Source organism: Lacimicrobium alkaliphilum (assembly GCF_002591895.1).
Classification (GTDB): domain Bacteria; phylum Pseudomonadota; class Gammaproteobacteria; order Enterobacterales; family Alteromonadaceae; genus Lacimicrobium; species Lacimicrobium alkaliphilum.
Genome location: NZ_NISX01000012.1, coordinates 38,556 through 59,172 on the forward strand (window position 1 = coordinate 38,556; position 20,617 = coordinate 59,172).

A 20,617-nucleotide genomic window follows, 5' to 3' on the forward strand; every position below is an offset into this window, starting at 1 on the left:
TTTTTCCTCATTACTATTCGAACGCACAGTACTGTCGCAGATGATACCTAATATTATCGATCCTGTAGAGGTTTCCTGGCAAAAAGAATTGGCTCAGGCATACCGGGATCCAAAAAAACTGTTAACCGACCTGAAACTGGACCCTGTCAGTTTTGAGTCTGGCTTTGCTGCCAGAAAGTTATTTCCGGTCATGGTGCCACGGCCCTTTATGCGTCGCATGCAACAGGGTAACCCCAATGACCCATTGCTCAGACAAGTCATCACTGATGTAAAAGAGTTTACTGCTGCGCCGGGTTACAGCGAAGATCCGCTGGAAGAGCAACAAGGCGCAGTGCCCGGTTTGCTGCATAAGTATAAGAGTCGGGTGCTGATGATTATTCGGGGTGGTTGTGCAGTAAATTGCCGATACTGCTTCCGGCGCCACTTTCCCTATGAAGATAACGCGTTGTCTAAGCGGGGCTGGCAGCAGGCGCTGGACTATATTGCAGCAGATCAGAATATTAACGAAGTCATATATTCCGGCGGTGATCCGCTGATGGCTAAAGACAACTTTCTGGGCTGGATAACTGAACAGCTTGAAGCCATTGGGCATTTACGCCGGTTACGAATACATAGCCGCTTGCCGGTGGTCATTCCTTCAAGGCTTACGGCGGAATTTCTGGACTGGTTTATCAACAGCCGTTTGACCCCTGTGTTGGTATTGCATATCAATCACGCGAATGAAATCGACGATGAGCTGACAGCAAAACTGCAACCTTTAAAACAGGCAGGCGTGACGTTATTAAATCAGGCGGTGTTGCTTAACGGTGTGAATGATTCAGTAGAAGCGCAGGTCAGACTCAGTGAGGCGTTATTCCGGGCCGGCATTCTGCCCTATTATTTGCATCTGCTGGATAAGGTGCAGGGGGCAGCACACTTTGATACACAGGAGCAACAGGCAAGAATTTTGATGGAAGGAATAATAAGGCGTTTACCGGGTTACCTGGTTCCCAAACTCGTCAGAGAGATTGGGAACCAGCCCGGTAAAACACCTTTAGACTTACATCTTCATCCTGGCTCTGGAAAGCCAGGTGACTTATCAGGCGAAAGTATCGATAGTCGAGCCTAACGCAGGATCAGCCGAAGAAGGTTTTGGTACGCCAGCTGCTGAATCCAGCAGCTGAAGCGCCTGTTTGCCTTCTTCTTCCTGCTGATTCTTAGCAAGTTTTGCAGAACGCAATTCTACAGACGCGTCGGACATTCCAGAGGTGCGTGCACCTTGTAGTTCCATACCTTTATTCCTCTAACAGCTTGTGAGTAAAATGAAAAGCAGGCAGAATTGCCCGCCTTCGATACCTTATCGACCATTCCTGAGTAATCTTTAGAAAAAAATTTGGAACTATGCAGCCAATCATCGACAAACTGAAAGAAAATATGCAGCTGATATATCGCCGTGCACTGGATGCTGATAATGCGCTGGCCAGACTACAGCAGTCTGGCAAAGGGAAGTTCAAGCATGTTTTTGCCAAAGATGCCGGTTTTACCGTAAGCAGTAAACGCTTTTCTCCCTATGTGGAGGAATTGGGTAGAGAAGTGGTTGAGCTGGAGTCTGTGCAGGACCAGGCCGATTTTGAGGCGAGACTGGTGCCCGTCGTCAAAAAGATGGAATTGATGTTACTGACCCTTTCTAATTTTCGGCAGAGCCTGAAAGATAAGCCATAGAGACAATTGGCGGACAGAACCGGGGCGTTCTGAGTTCGCGGGTCATGATGACGTATTTGCACCTTCTGTTGGTTTTTTATACAGCCTGAACCATACTTAGTTAAGCAATGGTCGTAGGGGCTTGTCATGGAAATTAATGCAACAAGTGCAACGCTGAAGAATGATGTCAGGTTGCCGGCTGATAGAGTTGATGCCGGGAATAAAAGCAGAAACCTGAATGCTTTCGGCATTGGTGAGGCGAATAAGCCTCAGGTTGAGCTCTCTGCTCAGGCTAAAATTTTGCAGCAGTCAGAACAGCGCCAGCTGGAACGCCAGCAAAGTGCGCCGGTCAAACAAGAGAAAGAGCAGGAACCTCAGGAGCTGAATAATAATTTCGTCAGGGTGTCGAGTAGTATAGGGGAATCTTCTCAGGCCAATAATCTGAACAGCGAGAAGGCGGCAGAGCTTTATCGCTCTATTGAAAAATTACTTTGAGCGAAATTAACCAACAAAGGCCGCTATTTCAGCGGCCTTTGTTTATTTACCCGCAACTTCGTACTCAGCAAAGGTATCCCTGAACCATTCCCTGAGCATGTTTTTCTCATAACGCAGGGGTTCGCTGTCAAAGAACGGATTGTGTTTGTCCTGAAACGACATGTCTTTGAGTTTGACTTCCTCTTCCTGTTTCAGCGTTTGTCCCTGTGCATCCATCAATTTGTACTCAAAGGTGATACGCGGAATATCAATGCGTTTTATCAGTCTGACATCCGATGCGGAGTTGAGGCCCACGAAACTGCCTGGCCATACCTGCCCGGCCAGATCCAGATCTGTGACTGTCATCGTCAGTTTATACCCATCAGGCAGGGATTCGCTTAATTCATTGATATACTCTTGTAACTCTTTAGTGGTTCTCTCTCTGAATTTAGTACGTGATGCGTTGGCAGCCCGAATGTCGGTATAATTTTCTGGCTCATGCCAGGTAACTTCTACATCCGCCTTGGCCTGCACATGGCCACTGGCTGCCAGTGTTGATAAGGTCAGGATTGTTAACAGGGTCTTCATTCTTTTCTCCGGGTTTCTGATTTGATTACAGGTATTATTGTTTTCTGACCATTAGTTTAGATGTTGCAACTGAATTTACCCTGAATATCGGGTTATACCAATTGAACGAAATAATTGATCACTTAGCGAGAGCTAAAAAGTTCACTGGCAAGGCATGGTCCTGAAGGTCTGGTGGGTCTAAATCGAAGGGCCATAACACAGCCAGGGGGCTTTTTAGCCTCGCCCGCAGGGAGCAACCAGAAGGGCTTATCTCTTCGTTGCCGTTTCTTGACGTAGAACGACTATGCCTTCGAAGCGCCGCCTTGACCTAAGCCCTTCTGACTAGCTCTAAGTTGACCAATTATTTCGTTCAATTGGTATTAATGCTTTGGGCCAGGCATTTGTGAGGATTTGTAATTTCCAGGTGCCTGTCGCAGCGCCCTCTGATACTCTCTCCCCGGATATTGCAGAGCACCATATTGTTTAATAAACCTATGTCAGAGCAATCTGAAAAATGTCTTATCTGAGTCTGATTGCGAAGAGATAAGGGTGCTCAATCAGGATATCCGAATAAAGAGTGAGGTTTCTCAGGTATTCCCTTCAGGCGAGATCCAAAAAAGTGCATAAGCTGATGTTATTTTTTGATTCAGACTCACTATACCTTCAAAGGGTTACCTGGCCTTTGCACTATCTGAACTCTCACTTGAGGCGTTTTTTATTTACATGGCACTTTTAGTATGAAAACCCTGTTACTCAGCCTATGTCTGTTTTTATCTGTATTGACATGCCGCTCCGCAGAAAGCTGCGAATACGGTGCCGGGCAATGTGTCGATAAACAAGACTGGCAGTTTGGCCTTGCTCTGGGCATTGGTGTGCGCACGAATCCGCTGGTGGACGGCGACAATATACCTTTGTTGTTATTGCCCGATATTGCCTGGTACGGTGAGTCATTTTATCTGGATAATGATGAGTTTGGTTACCAGTGGTATGATTCAGGAGAGGTGGCACTGGAGACGTTTGTTAACCTGAACAAAGAGGCAGCTTATTTCCGGTATTTTCATCCGTCTAATGTGTTGTTTTCGAATTTTTCCCTGAGCGCGAGTTTTATCGGGCCAGCCAGGGTCCCCCCACCTGAAGTTTCCAAAGACGATGTAGCAACGCGTCGCTGGGCTGTAAATGGTGGTGCCCGCATACACATCCGGCAGCAGCAGGGAGAATGGCAACTCGCCGCATTGACCGATGTCAGCAGCGTTCATCACGGGCATCAACTGTCACTGAGTTACAGCAGAATGTGGCAGGCCGGGGGGTGGCGTATTGTTCTGACTCCTTCCCTGACCTGGAAAAGCGCTGCACTGACGGATTACTATTACGGTCTGGGTGAGCGGGACGGTGTCCTTCTTTCGTATTATTTTAGCGGTGGCAGCGGCTGGCAGCCCGGATTGGATCTGACTGTGACAAAGCCTCTGTCTGAAAAGTGGCTGATGTTATTTAAAGCGAGCCATACAGAACTGCATGATGGTATGACTGGCAGTCCATTGGTTCAGGAAGGCTCGATTAACACCCTGTTTATGGGGGCCGCTTACCGGTTCTGAAGAGAGTATACGTGAAGCAAAATGGATTGTGGCTGACATTGTTGTTTATGCTGGGCTGGTCACAGGCCCTTCAGGCGGAACCGGCAGGTTGGCGGATTAAGCCTAACATCTGTGTGGTTGAACAGATTGGAGATGCCTGTGAACTGCAACTGGATATCAGTTTATGGGGCGAAATCCCACAACACAGTTGTCTTTTTATACAAGATTCTCAGGTTCAGTGCTGGGCTATGCCCGATGAGAAAATCAGTATCACACTGCAATTTCGTGAGGCGTCAGTGATCAGTATGCGTGACAGTGACGACCAAACACTGCTGCAGGAAACACTGGAAATTAAGTCCCTGAGCCGGATTCGTCAGCGAGTCAGAACCCCCTGGAGCGTATTTTGATGGCTAATGTATTTTTAGTTGAAGATGATATCAGATTGAGTCAACTCACAGCCGACTTTCTGAACAACCATGGTCTCAGTGTCAGGCAGTTTGAAGATGGTGCCGATCTGATCGCACAGGTGCGGGAGAATCGCCCCGATATTGTGCTGCTGGACGTGATGTTGCCCGGTGAGGATGGTTTCTCCCTCTGCCGTTCTCTACGCAAGGAATATGATGGCCCGATTTTGTTTCTTACCGCCCGGGACACTAATTTTGATCAGGTTTTAGGGCTGGAGTTGGGGGCTGATGACTATGTTATCAAACCCGTTGAGCCCAGAGTGCTACTGGCGAGAATTAATGCACTGCTGCGTCGGGTGCAGAAGGAAGCGGGTAACAGGAACCAGGACAAACTTGAGTTCGGTAAGCTTAAAATTGACCGTGCATCGAGAAAAGTAATGCTCGGTGGTGAGCCAATACAACTTACCAGTCATGAGTTTGATTTGTTGTGGATGCTGGCCGAGAACGCCTCTGAACTGGTGGATAGAGAACGTATCTACAGTGAGCTTATTGGTCGTGAGTACGACGGTCTGGACCGTTCGGCTGATGTGCGTATCTCAAGGTTGCGCAAGAAGCTTAATGATAACCAGAAGAATCCTCAGCGCATTAAAACCATCTGGGGCAAGGGATTTTTCTTTGTTGCTGATGCCTGGGATTAATACCCGAACGCCGCAATGTATTTAGGTACTATTATCTGATGGCACGCCTGTTTATCAGTCTTTATCTGTTTATTGTGTTATCCCTTGTGGGGCTGGCAGCGCTATTGGATCAGGTATTCTTCGCCTCTGATAACACGACCGATCCCTGGATCACCGCCAGCGCTGCTTTATTGTCATCCCCTGAAGAACAATCACCGGAACACCAATTAACGCGAGCAGGCCTGGTGGTGCGCTGGATGGAAGCGGATTCGATTGCCTGGCCCGATGATATGCAAAAGCGCTTGCAGCAAGGAAAGTCGGTGATCCTGCATGATCCCAATTATGGGCAGCAAGTCTATAAGCTATACCCTGACAACCAGTTGATGCAGGTCTATAGTCCGGATAATCGCACCGCCGATTTCTGGCTGTACAGTAGTGTATTTTTTGGCTTGCTTGCCGCGTTATTGTCGTTGTGGATCTGGCCACTATGGCGGGATCTGTTGAAGCTCAAGAAAGCATCCAGCTCATTGCAACAGGACGGTTCTTTACCCGCTTTGTCGGTGAATCCGGCGTCGGCGCTGGCCGGGATCATGGGATCTTTCAATCAGCTCAGCATTCAGATCAAATCCCTGCTTCAGCGTCAGCGTGAACTTACCGGTGCCGTGGCCCACGAGTTGCGTACGCCGTTGTCCAGACTGAAGTTCGCGCTGGCGGCCGAGCCTCAGCCTGGCTCTTCACCCTGGCAGGATATGAACCGGGATGTGGCCGAACTTGAGAGTTTGATTCAGGAAATGCTCGACTATGCCAGCATGGAGCATACGGCACCGGAAATGGACTATTCAGTATTACCCCTGAATGAGCTGATTGATTCTGTAATCGGACGACTCAGGTCGCCCGAAAATGAAAACATTGACATTGACGTGCAGACAACCCATGTGGAATTGCTCGGTGATGGCTATTTTGTGCAGCGGGCGCTACAGAACGTGTTACAAAATGCTCTGCGTTATGCCCGCCACAGAATTTCTGTGAGTATTGAAAAGAGCAGCGACTCAATCACCATTCTGGTGGACGACGACGGCCCGGGAGTAGCAGAGGAAGATCGCGAACGGATCTTCGAGCCATTTTTTCGTCCCGATAACAGCCGCGCCAGAAAGCGCGGTGGGGCGGGGCTGGGGTTGGCGATTGTTAGCCGCATTCAGCAGTGGCACGAAGGCCGTTGCGAGGTGCAGCGCTCCCCGTCAGGCGGCGCTCGCTTTATGCTATCGTATCCGACCCGTTACCAGGAGCTACAATAATCTAGTTTTTGTGCTCTCTGGCAATGGCGCGCCAGGCAATGTCTTTGCGACAGAACATGTCTTGCCAGCTGATTGTGGAAGTCAGCTGATAGGCTTGCTGCTGAGCTTCGCTGACCGTCTTACCCAAGGCCGTAGCGCAGAGCACGCGGCCGCCATTGGTCACCACCTTACCGTCCAGTAAGCTGGTACCGGCATGAAAAACTTTCGCGCTCTGAGACTCACCTTCGCCAAGCCCACTGATTTCAAGTCCTTTGGCGTAGCTTCCCGGATAACCGCCGGCTGCCAGCACGACGCCGACAGCGGCACGAGGATTAAAGTGTATTTCGGCCTGATCCAGCTTCCCGTCCAGAGCCTGATTGCATAATGACACCAGGTCTGATTCCAGACGCAACATAATTGGCTGCGTTTCCGGGTCACCAAATCGGCAGTTGTACTCAATCACCTTAGGGCTGCCATCTTCACCAATCATTAATCCGGCATATAAGAAACCGGTATAGGGATGGCCCTCAGCGGCCATGCCTTTCACCGTAGGGTAAATGACTTCATCCAGAATGCGTTGATGGATTTCGGGAGTGACAACAGGCGCCGGAGAATAGGCGCCCATACCACCGGTGTTAGGCCCGGTATCGCCATCACCCACTCTCTTGTGATCCTGGCTGGTGGCAAAAGACAAAACATTTTTGCCATCCACCATTACAATAAAACTGGCTTCCTCACCTTCGAGGAATTCCTCAATGACCACTCTGCTTCCTGCATCACCGAAGGCATTATCAGCGAGCATATCGCGAATGGCGGCTTCGGCATCGGCTTCAGTAGTCGCCACGATCACACCTTTGCCTGCAGCCAGACCATCGGCTTTAACCACAATCGGTGCACCCTGGGCTTTTACGTAGGCGATAGCGGAATCAATCTCAGTAAAGGTCTGGTAGCTTCCGGTAGGAATCTTATGTCGGGCAAGAAAGTCTTTGGTAAAAGCCTTCGAACCTTCTAGCTGTGCGGCACCCTTAGTTGGGCCAAAACAGCGCAATCCGGCTTCTGTGAATTTGTCTACAACGCCCTCAACCAAAGGTGCCTCCGGGCCGACTATGGTCAGTTCAATGTTATTTTTATGGGCAAAGTCCAGTAAATTATCGATATCTTCGGCGCCGATAGCGACATTTTCCAGTTTGTTCTCGGTGGCAGTGCCAGCGTTACCCGGGGCAACATAAACCCTGTTAACCTGAGCCGACTGTGCTGCTTTCCAGGCCAGAGCGTGTTCACGGCCACCACCACCAATAATCAATATATTCATTTTATTTCCCTTAGATCCTATAGCGCAGAATTATTTAGCATCGTAGCCCGTCAAGCAACGCAGTAATTTGTGAGTTTTCCTGGATGCACTTCACTCTATACAGACTATGTTTAATTACCTCTCGCAGTGGCGCTGGGGCTTTATAGCGCCAGATTTGTATTTCTCTGCGGCTTTGCGCCTCCGCGAGATTTAATATAATCACAGGACCACGGAGTTGTAGGGGCGAATTTATTCGCCTGACAACGCCAGTTTAGGCATACCAGCCAATAATAAATTGAACCCTATAACAAATGGCTCTTCTGTGCGCTCTCAGCGTCTTTGCGAGATCGAATTTAACCACGAAAAACACTAAACCCACGAACAAATAACCATCTCTCGCAGAGGCGCAGAGAAAACAGGACTTAACCCATTAAATCTCTGCGAACTCAGCGGCTCCGCGGTGAATATTGTTTTAAACCTCCGTGCCTCTGTGGTTAGTAATTCAGATCAATGTCTGAAATGGCGCATGCCGGTAAATACCATGGCCATGTCATGCTCATCGGCGGCGGCGATAACTTCGTCATCGCGCATAGAGCCACCCGGCTGGATCACTGCAGTGATGCCTGCAGCGGCGGCTGCATCAATACCATCCCGGAACGGAAAAAAGGCATCGGAGGCCATAACTGAACCGGCCACTTCAAGGTTTTCATCGGCGGCCTTGATACCGGCGATTTTGGCCGAGTAGACCCGGCTCATCTGACCGGCGCCTACACCAATAGTCATACTGTCTTTGCAGTAAACGATAGCATTGGATTTGACGTACTTGGCCACTTTCCAGGCAAATAGCAGGTCTTGTAGCTGCTGCTCGTCAGGCTTGCGCTTAGACACCACTTTGAGATCTGACATGTCTACCATACCGATATCTCTGTCCTGTACCAGTAGGCCCCCATTGACCCGCTTCAGGTCAAATTCCTCAGTCAGTTGTCCCTGCCAGTCACCACATTCCAGCACGCGCACATTTTTCTTGGAGGCAAAGATTTCTGCGGCAGTGTCGCTCACCTGAGGGGCAATGACCACTTCTACAAACTGGCGGTCGACAATAGCTTTAGCCGTTTGCTCATCCAACTCACGGTTAAATGCGATAATGCCACCAAATGCAGAGGTAGGATCGGTTTTAAACGCCCTGTCGTAAGCACTAAGCAGGTCATCGCCCAAAGCCACGCCGCAAGGATTGGCATGTTTGACAATCACACAGGCTGGCTGCGCAAACTCTTTGACACATTCCAGCGCGGCATCGGTATCGGCGATATTATTGTAAGACAGCGCCTTGCCCTGCAATTGCCGGGCAGTGGCTACCGATGCTTCAGCAGGCTCGGCTTCAGTGTAAAACGCCGCTGACTGATGACTGTTTTCTCCATAGCGCAAGTCCTGCTGTTTTATAAACTGCATATTCAGAGTGCGCGGGAAAGCGGAATCATCAGCTTCTTCATCACCTTCAGGTTGCTGGTAACCCGGCACCATGGTGCCAAAGTAATTGGCAATCATGCCATCATACTGGGCGGTATGTTCGAAGGCAGCGATGGCCAGGTCAAAGCGGGTTGCCTGAGTCAGACTGCCGTTATTGTCCTGCATTTCGTCCAGTATCCGCGCATAATCCTGACTATTGACGACAATGGTCACATCATTATGGTTTTTTGCCGCGGCGCGGACCATTGTCGGGCCACCGATATCGATGTTTTCAATTGCATCTTCCAGAGTACATTCTTCGTTTGCTACGGTTTTGGCAAAGGGATAGAGGTTTACCACCACCATATCGATAGGCTGAATCTGGTGTGTTTCCATTACGCCGTCGTCCTGGCCGCGTCTGCCGAGGATACCACCATGAACTTTGGGATGAAGGGTCTTTACCCGGCCGTCCATAATTTCCGGATGGCCGGTATAATCGGACACTTCGGTTACATCGATTCCATTTTGGGCCAGTAAGCGTGCGGTACCGCCGGTAGACAGTAATTCTATGTCCATGGCCGCCAGTGCGGCAGCAAACTCGACGATCCCGGTTTTATCAGACACGCTTAGCAAGGCGCGACGAACGGGTTTAGGGTTTTCCATCAACGGGGTCCTCTTGGAAATCATCAGAATACAGATAGTGGAAGTGAAAAGAGCACCAGTTGGTGCTCTTTCAGAAATTGACGCCGGGCGTCTTAGTTCATGCCATATTGTTTAAGTTTCTTACGCAGGGTACCACGGTTGATCCCCATCATGATGGCAGCGCGGGTCTGATTGCCGCGGGTAAAAGTCATAATCTCTTCAAGCAGGGGAGCCTCTACTTCCGCCAGTACCAAATCATAAAGATTCTCGATATTGGTGTTGTCCAGTTGCTTGAGGTATTTGTTTACGGCCTGCTTGACCGAGTCGCGCAGTGGCTTTTGAGCCTGAGTCTGAGAAGGTGTAGTAATAGTCGTCGTAAAAGGAGAAGTCACGTTTTGATCAAACATAATGCTGTCTTGCTCTTTGGTTAGTGATAGTTGGCAACTGGCCGGCATTGACTGCCGATTCAGTTAACGCATCAAAATACAGGTTCAAGGCATCAATTTGCTCTGCAGCATTGTCGATGGCATTGAACGCGAAACGGAATTGACGTTCTTTGTCATGTTCCGCCAGATACCAGCCCACATGTTTGCGGGCTATTCTGGCTCCCATAAATTCACCATAAAACTGATGAACATTACCGATGTGCTCCAGCATAATCTGCCGAACCTCATTCAGTGTTGGCGCGGGAAGCAATTCGCCTGTTTTCAGGTAGTGCTCTATTTCACGGAATATCCAGGGTCTTCCCTGAGCTCCGCGACCCACCATAATGGCGTCCGCACCGGTTTGCTCAAGCACCTGTCGGGCTTTCTGCGGGGTGCGTATGTCACCATTGGCAACCACAGGTATACGTACTGCCTGTTTGATCGCACTGATGGTGTCATACTCGGCTTCACCCTTGTACATGCAGGCCCGGGTTCTGCCATGAACGGCCAGAGACTGTATGCCATTGGCTTCGGCAATCCGGGCAATGTCAACGCCATTTCTGTGGTCAGGATCCCAGCCGGTACGAATCTTCAGAGTGACCGGCACACTCACTGCCGCTACCACTGCCTGAACAATCTTTTCTACCAGCTGTGGCTGACGTAACAAGGCCGAACCTGCCAGTTTTTTATTTACCTTCTTGGCCGGACAACCCATATTGATATCGATGACCTGTGCACCGTTGTTCACATTATGGATGGCCGCCTGAGCCATAAGCTCTGGCTCCGAGCCAGCTATCTGAACAGAGCGGATTCCGCTTTCTCCCTGATGATCCATACGTTGTCTGGATTTTTCAGAGTTCCAGACCGCAGGATTCGATGAAAGCATTTCAGATACCACCAGTCCTGCACCCATGGATTTACATAGTTGCCTGAAAGGACGATCTGTGACTCCTGCCATAGGCGCCAGAATCAGATTATTTTCCAGTCGGTAAGGACCAATCTGCATCACGCGGTTGTGCAAAAATCATCCAGCTCGTTCAAAAGGGCGCTAAGTTTACGGTTTTTTTTCGGTGTTGAAAAGGCTATAAATTAAACAAAATGTCAGTTTTTTTACCATTTTGCTATTGACACTGGCAAAGGTGCCTAAAAGCGTCCAGCTCAGTGGTATCGCGGCCTGGATGTTAATAAACAGTGATATTAACAGAGGATGTCAGGCTTTGCGCTTGCCACTGACTCTCGCCCAGTCTCCTTCAATGGCTATGGCATCCATATCGAAGTCCTTGCTGTAGAGATTGCTGATATCCTCTGCTTGTTCTTTCAGGATACCTGACAAGGCAAGCATTGTACCGGGGCGGCAATAGTCAGTGATCACCTGACGCAATTCCCTTAAAGGACCGGCAAGAATGTTGGCTACCACAATATCGGCGTTGAGGGCTGGCTGTTGCTCGGGAAGGTAAAGTTCGATCTGTTCTGCAACGCTGTTACGCCGGGCATTTTCTGCACTGGCCTGTATTGCCTGAGGGTCAATGTCGATGCCAATGACGCGTGCAGCACCGAGTTTCAGTGCGGCAATACCCAGAATGCCGGAGCCGCAACCAAAGTCCACCACTGTGCATTTAGTCAGATCCAGTCCATCGAGCCAGCGCAGGCACAAGGCGGTGGTAGGGTGTGTGCCGGTTCCGAAAGCCAGACCCGGATCCAACATGACATTGACTGCGCCGGGGTCCGGTACATCCCGCCAGCTTGGGCATATCCACAAGCGCTTGCCGAATCTGACCGGATGGAAGTTGTCCATCCATTCCCGCTCCCAATCTTTGTCTTCAAGAGGATCCAGTTTAATCAGGGTATTTTCAGGCAAAGCGCCCTGCACCTGTCTGAGTATCGGCTGCATATCTTCATTGGCATCAAATAACCCCACCACCTGGGTATCAGGCCATAATTGTACTTCTCCGGGTTTGGGTTCGTACCATGGCGTGTCTTTAGCGTCTGTAAAGGTAACTGCCTGAGCACCCAGTTCAGCAAGCTGGTCGCCCACTGACTCGGCCCTTTGGGCGTGGGTATTAATGCGCAATTGGATCCAGGCCATTATTTTCTCCGTAAAAAGTACCATGATAACCCGTTAAAGGGTCACGGTGATATTGCTGCATAAGGGATATTTGCGCATACTGCGTGTCTTTCAGGCCACAGGGGATATGGGTGGACAAAATTGCAATGGGAGCTCAGAAGTTTGTACAGATTTAGTAAGCTGCTGTGGATTGTATTGGCTTTCCCGGCCTTTTCTGCCCAAGGCAAGTCTTTGGTGCTGGCCGTAGGCTGGAATAAGCCTCCCTATATTGTGGCTGCTGAAAATGCAGGTTATGAGTTAGACCTGGTGCGCCTGGTGCTGCGGCAAATGGGGCATGAACTGGACCCGGTTTATGTGCCATTTGGTCGTTCAGCCGATTTGTTGCTAAGAGGGCGAGTGGATCTGGCACTGACGATGAATGAACGTCTGGGCATACCCTCCGGGCAACTTAGCGATGTATACATCCATTACCAGAATGTGGCGATAAGTCTGAAAAGTAATGACGTTGATATTAAAGATGTTTCCGGTTTGCGTGGTCACAGCATTGTGGCGTTTCAGAATGCCTCGCTGTTATTGGGCAAGGAATTTTCTGCTGTGGTGGATAAAAGCCGAGGCTACGTAGAACTGCCAGAGCAATTGAATCAGGTCAGAATGTTGTTAGACAACCGAACTGATATTGCGGTTATGGATGTGAATATATTCCGTTATCTTGCCTCATCACTGGTGGAAGATCCTCTGTCTATGGTGGATATACACAGAGTTTTTGCTGCCAGCGAATATCGGCTTGGATTTCACGACCCGAGTCTTGTTAAGCCCTTTAATCAGGCACTAAAAAGCTTTATGCAGTCAGAGCGTCATACAGAATTGCGGCAAAAGTACCGGTTTCTTTCTCCTGAATAAAAAAGCCAGACAATCTTCCTGTCTGGCTTTGTTGATATTGAAGCTAAGGTCAGTCTTTCTGAATGCCTAGCTTTTTCTCAAGATAATGGATGTTGGTACCGCCATTTCTGAAGTTTTCATCGGCCATTATACGTTTTTGCAGAGGAATATTGGTTTTGATCCCCTCTACCACCAGCTCGTCCAGTGCATGGCGCATTCTGGCGATGGCCACATCACGACTTTCACCATAGGTGATCAGCTTGCCAATCATGGAATCATAGTTGGCCGGTACGGTATAACCGGCATAAATATGAGAATCCCATCGAACGCCAAGGCCACCGGGAGAATGGAACATATCAATCTTGCCCGGAGAGGGCAGAAAACGTTCTGGATCTTCGGCATTAATACGACACTCTATGGCATGGCCGCGTACCTGAATTTGCGATTGCTCAATGGCCAGGGGCTGCCCTGCGGCGATGCGTAACTGCTCCTTGATAAGATCCACACCGGTGATCATTTCTGATACGGGGTGTTCAACCTGAATACGGGTATTCATTTCTATAAAATAGAACTCGCCGTTTTCATACAGGAACTCAAAGGTACCGGCGCCACGGTAGCCGATTTCGATACAGGCGCGGCGACAACGATCACCAATCTTTTCACGCATTTCCGCGGTGATACCCGGCGCCGGGGCCTCTTCCACGACTTTCTGGTGACGACGTTGCATCGAGCAGTCACGCTCACCTAAGTGAATGGCATTGCCCTGACCATCAGCCAGTACCTGAATCTCCACATGGCGGGGATTCTCCAGGAATTTTTCCATATAGACCATGTCATTACCGAATGCAGCGCCGGCTTCGTTTTTGGTCATGGCGATGGCCTGTTGTAGATCGGCTTCACTACGCACCACTCGCATGCCACGACCACCGCCGCCGCCAGCCGCTTTGACGATAATCGGGTAACCGATACGTTTGGCAATGGCCTTGTTTTTCGCTTCATCTTCAGCCACCGGGCCGTCAGAACCGGGGACGCATGGTACTCCCGCTTTTTTCATCGCATTGATGGCGGAAACCTTATCTCCCATAAGGCGGATGGTATCCGCTTTAGGGCCTACAAATACAAAGCCACTTTTTTCCACCTGTTCGGCAAAGTCGGCATTTTCAGATAAAAAGCCGTAGCCAGGATGGATGGCAATAGCGTTGCTGACCTCAGCGGCAGCAATAATGGCTGGTATATTCAGGTAGCTCTGAGTCGCGGAGGGGCCTCCTATGCAGATTGATTCATCCGCCAGCAGGACATGCTTGAGATTACGGTCAACAGTAGAGTGTACTGCTACCGTTTTGATTCCCAGCTCCTTGCAGGCGCGCAATACCCGTAGCGCTATTTCGCCACGATTGGCTATCAGTACTTTATCCAACATATCCATTCGCCTGCTTATTCGATTACGAAAAGGGGCTGATCAAATTCAACCGGCTCCTGATTCTCTACCAGGATCTGTTTCACGACACCGGCTTTATCTGCCTCGATCTGGTTCATCATCTTCATCGCTTCAACGATACACAAGGTATCGCCAACCTTGACGCTGGAGCCCACTTCAACAAAATTCTTGGAGCCCGGAGAGGATGCCCTGTAGAACGTGCCAACCATGGGCGAACGAACAACATGCCCTGCAGGCTCTTCTGGTGCTGCCGGTGCGGTTTCTGCAGCTGGTGCAGGGGGGGGCTGTTGAACCGGAGCCTGTGCAGGGTAGGGTTGAGCATAATGTACTGCGGGCGCGGAGCTGCCTCTGTGGATGCGTACGGACTCTTCACCTTCGGTAATTTCGAGCTCAGCCACACCGGACTCTTCAACCAACTCAATCAGCTTCTTTATTTTTCGAATATCCATGGTTAATCTCTCTTGTTTTATTTAACTGTCGTTGTGGCAGTGTGTTATTGCTGCCTGTAATGCAAATTCATAGCCCTGAGCCCCGAACCCGCAGATCACGCCTTTGGCAATATCGCTCAGAAAAGAATGCTGACGGAATGCCTCCCTGGCGTGCACATTGGACAGGTGCACCTCAATAAAAGGCAGATCTGCGCCCAGCAACGCATCACGCAAAGCGACGCTGGTATGGGTAAAGGCACCCGGATTAATAATAATAAAATCGCAATTTTCCATGGCCCCATGAATGGCATCAATCAGCTCATACTCCGCGTTAGATTGCAGATGCTCGAGTTTGACGCCTGCTTTTCTGGCCTGTTTTTTCAGTGCTTGAACGATCTCATCCAGACTCTGGTTGCCATAAATATGCGGCTCCCGTTTACCAAGCAGGTTGAGGTTGGGACCATTCAATAATAAAAAGTTCACGAAAATGCGTCCAATTGTTGTTAAAAGTCTATGTTTGACTATTTTTAGTCAGATTGCGAATAAATTCATGTTCGACTGAGCAAAAAACAATCGATCTTTTATATTAATAAGACATTATAGAGATTAATGCAGGATTCTCAGTAAAATACTGGTCTTATCAGCGACGTTTGACTCAAAGTTTCCATTTTTAACTGTCTGGCGTATCTGACCGGCTATGTACTTTTTCAATGCTAATGATTTGTTACATAATGTAACGATGTTAAACTAAGCACACTTCTTCAAGCTCGCCCGTCCAGCCCAAGGTGTTGTCGTTGTCGTGTTGACCCGTCCCGTTAAAATTCTGTTCCTATTTTTAGGCCTGTTAGTGTCCTGGTCGCTAAGTTCGGCACCGTTGCCACTGGTGGAAAATCCCAATCTGCAGCGGGTCGCTACGGAGGAAGGGCTGACTCAGGGGAGTGTTTATAGCCTGTTGCAGGATCGTCAGGGGTTCTTATGGCTTGCCACCGAAGGTGGGCTGAGTCGCTATGACGGTTACCGTGTCCTGAACTATCAGGGGGAAGGCCGCGAACTTGCCGATAAGATTATCTATAGCCTTTATTATGACAGTCGCGGTGAGATACTCGTTGGTACTGAGAGTCATGGTCTCTATCGTCTGAACCCGGAAAGGGGGGAACTGGAACAGGTTCTGGTGCATTACTTCCGTAGTGACCCGGATTTACCACAGCAAGTGGATGTCATAATCGAAGACGAGAAGGATAACTTGTGGCTGGGATTGCTTGAGGATGTGGTGTATTTCGATGTCAGCACGGGCGAATATGAGGTCCGCTACTCATTGAGCGAAGAGGAAAGGGCTGCTCACGAAATGATCAGGGCAATGGAGTATGTTAATGGGCATCTGTTTATTGGTACGTCGACGGGTCTCAGACTACTCGACATTGAAACCGGCGATGTGCGTGATCTCCAGCTGGCGAATAACAATCTGGGGCAACACAGCCGCAACGTGAAGCAACTGCATATAGATAAGCAGGGCCAGCTATGGGTGGGCACAGTGGCTGGGCTATTTCGCTTTCAGCGCCATCAGGTTGATGCACTTTTAAAAGGAGACAACGATCCCGTTGCTGAGCTGATCGTAGACGGGCTGAATATCTGGCATATTCTGCCTGATGGTGATGATTTTCTGCTGGGGACTAACCAGGGCCTTTATCGGCTGGACGCAGAGCAAAACCTGCAGTTTGTGTTGCGGTTAAGCGACGGCCTGTTTCATATCTCAGATGACAGTATCTTAAAGATTCTGAAGGATCATCAGAGTAATCTGTGGATGGCGACAAAATCAGATGGAGTATTTCGCTGGTCTCCCGACTCTGCATATTTCACTAATTTGCATAAAAACAACCGATATGGTCAGGGGATTAATCATGACAATATCTGGAGCCTGCACCAGGATGCTCAGGGAATGTTATGGATTGGCTCCGAAGATGGTCTGAATCGATACGATCCCAGCACACAGGAAATGCACTCCTTTGCGTTTAATCTCGAACAGCAGCCGGCAGGGCAGTGGGAATATGGCGCGACAGAAATATTTCCTGCCGGTGACGGCAAGCTTTGGGTCAATGCCCGTTCTTCTCTGCGACTCTTCGATCCTGAACAAGGCCTTGTGGTAGAAAGTCCGCTGGATGATAAGTTACCCGACTATCCCTGGGGTACTACGATGGATGAGCACGGAGATCTTTGGTTTGTGACTCAGGATGGGTTTTATCGCTATCGCCCCGAATCAGATGAACTGATAAGAATTGAAGCGCTGAATGGAATGCTGGATCCGGCATGGGCTCATGGTTTTATTGGCACTTACCCGGGACAGCCGAACAAGTTATTGATTTCTATGACAGGGAGTTTGTGGAGTTTTGATTCTGATAGTGGCGACCTGACGAAATTACACGCACTCAGAGAAGGGCAGCTCAGCGCTTATCAGGGGCCGGAATCTGTGGTGTTGGATGAGTACGGTGTACTTTGGATAGCCTACTCAGGTTACGGTCTTTTTGGTCTGGATGCCGGGACACTGGAACAGAAATTTCTCTACAGGAAACAGGACAAGCTTTCATCAGACGCCGTTTATGGACTGCAACTGGATAGCGAGGGGAACCTGTGGATGAGTTCCCATGGTGGCCTGATGAGGCTGAACACCAAAACGCAACATATCCGGCATTTTACCCACATGGATGGACTGGCGACCAATGAATTTAATGCCGGAGCTTATACGCATCTGGCGGACGGCCGGCTGGCCTATGGTTCTATGAAAGGGGTAACGCTGTTTGATCCGCAAAGCTATACAGATACAAAGGAAACAGCGCCGGCATCACTCATCACGGAACTGGATTTGCTATCTGCACCACTGGATATGCCGCTCTCAGATCTGAGCGGTCGTGAACTCACCCTGGAACATGATGATGTTGGCCTGAAAGTCAGCTTCTCTACCCTGAATTATGGCAATCTGGAACAGACGCTCTACCAGTACAGTATTACGGGGAAAGACAATATTGATTATCCGCCTACCCGCAATGCACAGGTATTAATTCCTAAACTCAGAAGTGGTGATCACCAGTTTAAGGTCAGTGCTATCGATCCCCGAACCGGTGAAATGGGACCCGCGGCAAGCTTGTCTATCCGGGTCAGATACCCACCATGGGGGTCACCTCTGGCCTATGCTTTTTATGCTCTGATTGTTCTGGTGCTAATGAGCTGGTGGTGGCGTCGCAAGAATCTGCAGGCCCGCGAATTAACTGTTGCTCATCAGGCTCTGCAAATGCGCGAGGAGCAACTTCAGCTCGCGTTGTCGGGCAGTAACAGTGGCGTATGGGACTGGCAGAGTAATACGGGCCTGATGTATCAACCGCGACTTAAACAGCTTGGATACACAGATACAGACAGTATTACCATTGAGCACTATATTGAGTTGCTGCATCCCCACGATAAAGCGGCGTTTGAGCAGAACTGGAGTCGTTTTATTCAGGGAGAGGCGGATCATTTTGATCTTAGTTATCGAATTCGTGATGAAATCGGCCAGTGGCACTGGTACCGGGATCTTGGGCGCGTAGTAGAGTGGGATAAGGATGAGGGGATATCCCGCATCAGCGGAACCTGCACAGACGTGACGCATACCCGTGTAAATGAAGAAAAGTTACGCTTGTTCGGAGAGGCTTTCCGTCATACCCGGGACTGGGTACTCATCTTCAATAGTGAGCGATTACCCATTGCCGCCAATCAGGCTTTCTGTGAAGCGCTGGGCATAGATTCTGAAGCCGATATCGGGCTACAGTTACAAAGTTTTATCAGTAACGAGCAGCGTCTGTTTTATCGCCGCGTAATGGGAACGCTGGAAGCGGGCCAGCACTGGCGCGGCGAATTAGACATTGAAGGGCAGGATAACAGGCTGCACAACCTGATGGTCAGCATCAATGCGGTTTCGGCGGAGTCTTATGATGAGATTAGCCACTACATTGTTGTGATGACAGATATCAGCGAACAGAAAAGCGCCCAGGAAGAACTGCGGTTGATGGCCAATTATGACAGTCTCACCGGGCTGCCTAATCGTAATCTTCTGTTGGACCGTATCCAGCATGGAATCGATCATGCCAGACGTGCCAGGCAGAAACTGGCCGTGCTGTTTATTGATCTCGACAAGTTCAAGCAGGTTAATGACTCACTGGGCCATGAAGCCGGTGATCAACTATTGCTTGAAATCGCTGCTCGCCTTAAAGACAGTTTACGTCTGGATGATACCGTTGGGCGCCTTGGTGGCGATGAGTTTGTGGTGGTGATTGAGGATATTCAGGACAAGTCACGTCTCGCTGGTCTGGCACGTAAAATTATTGCAGAAATCGATCAACCCATCGCCATTGGTAACCATAAGGTTAGCGTTTCGGCAAGCGTCGGTATTGCATTATATCCCGATGATGCGAAGGCTCCCTCTGATTTGCTGAAGTCTGCGGATATTGCCATGTATCAGGCTAAAGCGAATGGCCGCAACCGACATCAATATTTTACCCTTCAGATGAATCAGCAGGTGCATAACCGTTTACTGATGGAGAATCGGCTTAAGGCCGCCTTCAAAAAAGGGGAGTTTGAAAATCATTATCAGCCTATCGTGGATATTGAGTCCGGTCAGACTGTGGGCTTTGAGCTGTTGTTGCGCTGGCGTTGTGATGGGGAAATGATTTCACCCGGTGAATTTATTCCACTTGCCGAAGAGCTTGGCCTGATTGTACCTATGACCTGGCAGGCAATGGACCGGGGAATGCTGGCACTTTCTCACTGGCATGCCACTGGCACGAAGCCATATCTTGCGATTAATCTCTCAGCCAGGCATTTTGAGGCCGGACTACGCCCCGAAGAAGTGGTCTCCAGACTGAACTGCTTCGGGTTGCCTGTATCTGCGATCAGGTTTGAAATAACAGAAGGGGTGCTGATGAAGGACTATGACAAGTCCAGAAGTTGTATGCAAAAGTTGCACAATGCGGGATTGCGCTTCTCTCTGGATGATTTTGGTACAGGGTATTCTTCACTGAAATACCTGAAAGACTTCCCTATCCAGACGATCAAAATTGATCAAAGCTTTGTGCGGGACATTGGTGTCGATCACAATGACGAAGCCATAATTAAGACCACATTGCTGATGGCTGAAAGCTTAAATATGAACTGTGTAGCTGAGGGTATTGAAACGCCTGAACAGGTTGCTTTTTTTAAGCAGCAGGGTTGCAAGTTACTGCAGGGATTCCTGTTTTCGCGACCCCAGCCGGCCAGTGAAATACCTGCTATGCTGGGCAGAGACTGGCGTAAAATGCTGCCTTTGTCAGCAAAGTCACAGGAGGAATAGCAA

The 20,617-nt window shown here is 49.4% G+C and carries 19 protein-coding genes; 9 read left to right on the top strand and 10 right to left on the bottom strand.

Features of this window, described 5'->3' with window-relative positions:
- The first annotated feature begins 31 nt into the window (after positions 1-31).
- Positions 32-1,108, top strand: coding sequence for an EF-P beta-lysylation protein EpmB (gene epmB / locus CDA54_RS12305; protein ID WP_099035324.1), 1,077 nt, complete (start codon positions 32-34; stop codon positions 1,106-1,108).
- Here the strand turns inward: epmB and CDA54_RS12310 are convergent.
- Positions 1,079-1,270, bottom strand: coding sequence for a hypothetical protein (locus CDA54_RS12310; protein ID WP_062482984.1), 192 nt, complete (start codon positions 1,268-1,270; stop codon positions 1,079-1,081). The genes epmB and CDA54_RS12310 overlap by 30 nt on opposite strands.
- Before the next feature lie 110 nt (positions 1,271-1,380).
- Here CDA54_RS12310 and CDA54_RS12315 point away from each other — a divergent pair, with 110 nt between their 5' ends.
- Both CDA54_RS12315 and CDA54_RS12320 read left to right on the top strand, forming a co-directional pair.
- Complete coding sequence (locus CDA54_RS12315; RefSeq protein ID WP_099035325.1) at positions 1,381-1,701, top strand: hypothetical protein; 321 nt, start codon at positions 1,381-1,383, stop codon at positions 1,699-1,701.
- A gap of 126 nt (positions 1,702-1,827) precedes the next feature.
- On the top strand, positions 1,828-2,175 hold the full coding sequence (locus tag CDA54_RS12320; protein WP_099035326.1) for a hypothetical protein: 348 nt from the start codon (positions 1,828-1,830) through the stop codon (positions 2,173-2,175).
- A 42-nt stretch (positions 2,176-2,217) separates the two neighbouring features.
- On the opposite strand, the gene CDA54_RS12325 is transcribed toward CDA54_RS12320, so the two are convergent.
- Positions 2,218-2,742, bottom strand: coding sequence for a DUF3016 domain-containing protein (locus CDA54_RS12325; RefSeq protein WP_099035327.1), 525 nt, complete (start codon positions 2,740-2,742; stop codon positions 2,218-2,220).
- Between the two features lie 716 nt (positions 2,743-3,458).
- Between CDA54_RS12325 and CDA54_RS12330 the strand changes: the two genes are divergently transcribed.
- The 4 genes from CDA54_RS12330 to CDA54_RS12345 are packed head-to-tail and all read left to right on the top strand — an operon-like array spanning position 3,459 to position 6,668.
- Positions 3,459-4,313, top strand: coding sequence for a MipA/OmpV family protein (locus CDA54_RS12330; protein ID WP_099035328.1), 855 nt, complete (start codon positions 3,459-3,461; stop codon positions 4,311-4,313).
- Positions 4,314-4,324: 11 nt separating this feature from the next.
- Positions 4,325-4,699 carry a DUF3019 domain-containing protein gene (locus tag CDA54_RS12335; protein WP_143452291.1) on the top strand — a complete coding sequence of 125 codons (375 nt, stop codon included), beginning with the start codon at positions 4,325-4,327 and terminating at the stop codon, positions 4,697-4,699.
- The gene (locus CDA54_RS12340; RefSeq protein WP_099035330.1) at positions 4,699-5,394 is read left to right on the top strand and encodes a response regulator; all 696 of its coding nucleotides are present in this window, start codon (positions 4,699-4,701) and stop codon (positions 5,392-5,394) included. Before CDA54_RS12335 ends, CDA54_RS12340 begins: the two co-directional genes overlap by 1 nt.
- 38 nt (positions 5,395-5,432) lie before the next feature.
- Positions 5,433-6,668, top strand: a complete 1,236-nt coding sequence (locus CDA54_RS12345) for an ATP-binding protein (RefSeq protein ID WP_099035331.1) — start codon at positions 5,433-5,435, stop codon at positions 6,666-6,668.
- Between the two features lies 1 nt (position 6,669).
- Here the strand turns inward: CDA54_RS12345 and purD are convergent, their stop codons facing one another.
- From purD to prmA, 5 genes are all read right to left on the bottom strand, one after another.
- Positions 6,670-7,959: a phosphoribosylamine--glycine ligase gene (gene purD / locus CDA54_RS12350; RefSeq protein ID WP_099035332.1), complete on the bottom strand. Its 1,290-nt coding sequence runs from the start codon at positions 7,957-7,959 to the stop codon at positions 6,670-6,672.
- 486 nt (positions 7,960-8,445) lie between these two features.
- The gene (gene purH, locus CDA54_RS12355) at positions 8,446-10,047 is read right to left on the bottom strand and encodes a bifunctional phosphoribosylaminoimidazolecarboxamide formyltransferase/IMP cyclohydrolase (protein ID WP_099035333.1); all 1,602 of its coding nucleotides are present in this window, start codon (positions 10,045-10,047) and stop codon (positions 8,446-8,448) included.
- 92 nt (positions 10,048-10,139) lie between these two features.
- Positions 10,140-10,433 carry a DNA-binding transcriptional regulator Fis gene (gene fis, locus CDA54_RS12360; protein WP_099035334.1) on the bottom strand — a complete coding sequence of 98 codons (294 nt, stop codon included), beginning with the start codon at positions 10,431-10,433 and terminating at the stop codon, positions 10,140-10,142.
- A complete protein-coding gene (dusB, locus tag CDA54_RS12365; RefSeq protein ID WP_099035335.1) occupies positions 10,426-11,457 on the bottom strand; it encodes a tRNA dihydrouridine synthase DusB in 1,032 nt (343 codons plus the stop codon). Before dusB ends, fis begins: the two co-directional genes overlap by 8 nt.
- Positions 11,458-11,661: 204 nt before the next feature.
- The gene (gene prmA, locus CDA54_RS12370) at positions 11,662-12,537 is read right to left on the bottom strand and encodes a 50S ribosomal protein L11 methyltransferase (RefSeq protein ID WP_099035336.1); all 876 of its coding nucleotides are present in this window, start codon (positions 12,535-12,537) and stop codon (positions 11,662-11,664) included.
- Positions 12,538-12,678: 141 nt separating this feature from the next.
- Between prmA and CDA54_RS12375 the strand changes: the two genes are divergently transcribed.
- Positions 12,679-13,416: a substrate-binding periplasmic protein gene (locus CDA54_RS12375; protein ID WP_180237206.1), complete on the top strand. Its 738-nt coding sequence runs from the start codon at positions 12,679-12,681 to the stop codon at positions 13,414-13,416.
- Between the two features lie 49 nt (positions 13,417-13,465).
- On the opposite strand, the gene accC is transcribed toward CDA54_RS12375, so the two are convergent.
- The 3 genes from accC to aroQ are packed head-to-tail and all read right to left on the bottom strand — an operon-like array spanning position 13,466 to position 15,750.
- Entirely contained in the window at positions 13,466-14,815 is a 1,350-nt protein-coding gene (accC, locus tag CDA54_RS12380; RefSeq protein ID WP_099035338.1) for an acetyl-CoA carboxylase biotin carboxylase subunit, read from the bottom strand.
- A gap of 14 nt (positions 14,816-14,829) precedes the next feature.
- A complete protein-coding gene (accB, locus tag CDA54_RS12385; RefSeq protein ID WP_099035339.1) occupies positions 14,830-15,282 on the bottom strand; it encodes an acetyl-CoA carboxylase biotin carboxyl carrier protein in 453 nt (150 codons plus the stop codon).
- A gap of 21 nt (positions 15,283-15,303) precedes the next feature.
- On the bottom strand, positions 15,304-15,750 hold the full coding sequence (gene aroQ, locus CDA54_RS12390) for a type II 3-dehydroquinate dehydratase (protein ID WP_099035340.1): 447 nt from the start codon (positions 15,748-15,750) through the stop codon (positions 15,304-15,306).
- 358 nt (positions 15,751-16,108) lie between these two features.
- Between aroQ and CDA54_RS12395 the strand changes: the two genes are divergently transcribed.
- Entirely contained in the window at positions 16,109-20,614 is a 4,506-nt protein-coding gene (locus CDA54_RS12395) for an EAL domain-containing protein (protein ID WP_180237207.1), read from the top strand.
- Positions 20,615-20,617: the final 3 nt, after the last annotated feature.

Bases quoted from the DNA above. Each gene is read 5' to 3' on its own strand.
- purH (WP_099035333.1), bottom strand. From the start codon at position 10,047: ATGGAAAACCCTAAACCCGTTCGTCGCGCCTTGCTAAGCGTGTCTGAT.
- dusB (WP_099035335.1), bottom strand. From the start codon at position 11,457: ATGCAGATTGGTCCTTACCGACTGGAAAATAATCTGATTCTGGCGCCT.
- CDA54_RS12315 (WP_099035325.1), top strand. From the start codon at position 1,381: ATGCAGCCAATCATCGACAAACTGAAAGAAAATATGCAGCTGATATAT.
- CDA54_RS12325 (WP_099035327.1), bottom strand. From the start codon at position 2,742: ATGAAGACCCTGTTAACAATCCTGACCTTATCAACACTGGCAGCCAGT.
- CDA54_RS12345 (WP_099035331.1), top strand. From the start codon at position 5,433: ATGGCACGCCTGTTTATCAGTCTTTATCTGTTTATTGTGTTATCCCTT.
- CDA54_RS12320 (WP_099035326.1), top strand. From the start codon at position 1,828: ATGGAAATTAATGCAACAAGTGCAACGCTGAAGAATGATGTCAGGTTG.
- prmA (WP_099035336.1), bottom strand. From the start codon at position 12,537: ATGGCCTGGATCCAATTGCGCATTAATACCCACGCCCAAAGGGCCGAG.
- accB (WP_099035339.1), bottom strand. From the start codon at position 15,282: ATGGATATTCGAAAAATAAAGAAGCTGATTGAGTTGGTTGAAGAGTCC.
- accC (WP_099035338.1), bottom strand. From the start codon at position 14,815: ATGTTGGATAAAGTACTGATAGCCAATCGTGGCGAAATAGCGCTACGG.
- CDA54_RS12310 (WP_062482984.1), bottom strand. From the start codon at position 1,270: ATGGAACTACAAGGTGCACGCACCTCTGGAATGTCCGACGCGTCTGTA.
- CDA54_RS12330 (WP_099035328.1), top strand. From the start codon at position 3,459: ATGAAAACCCTGTTACTCAGCCTATGTCTGTTTTTATCTGTATTGACA.
- purD (WP_099035332.1), bottom strand. From the start codon at position 7,959: ATGAATATATTGATTATTGGTGGTGGTGGCCGTGAACACGCTCTGGCC.
- fis (WP_099035334.1), bottom strand. From the start codon at position 10,433: ATGTTTGATCAAAACGTGACTTCTCCTTTTACGACGACTATTACTACA.
- CDA54_RS12340 (WP_099035330.1), top strand. From the start codon at position 4,699: ATGGCTAATGTATTTTTAGTTGAAGATGATATCAGATTGAGTCAACTC.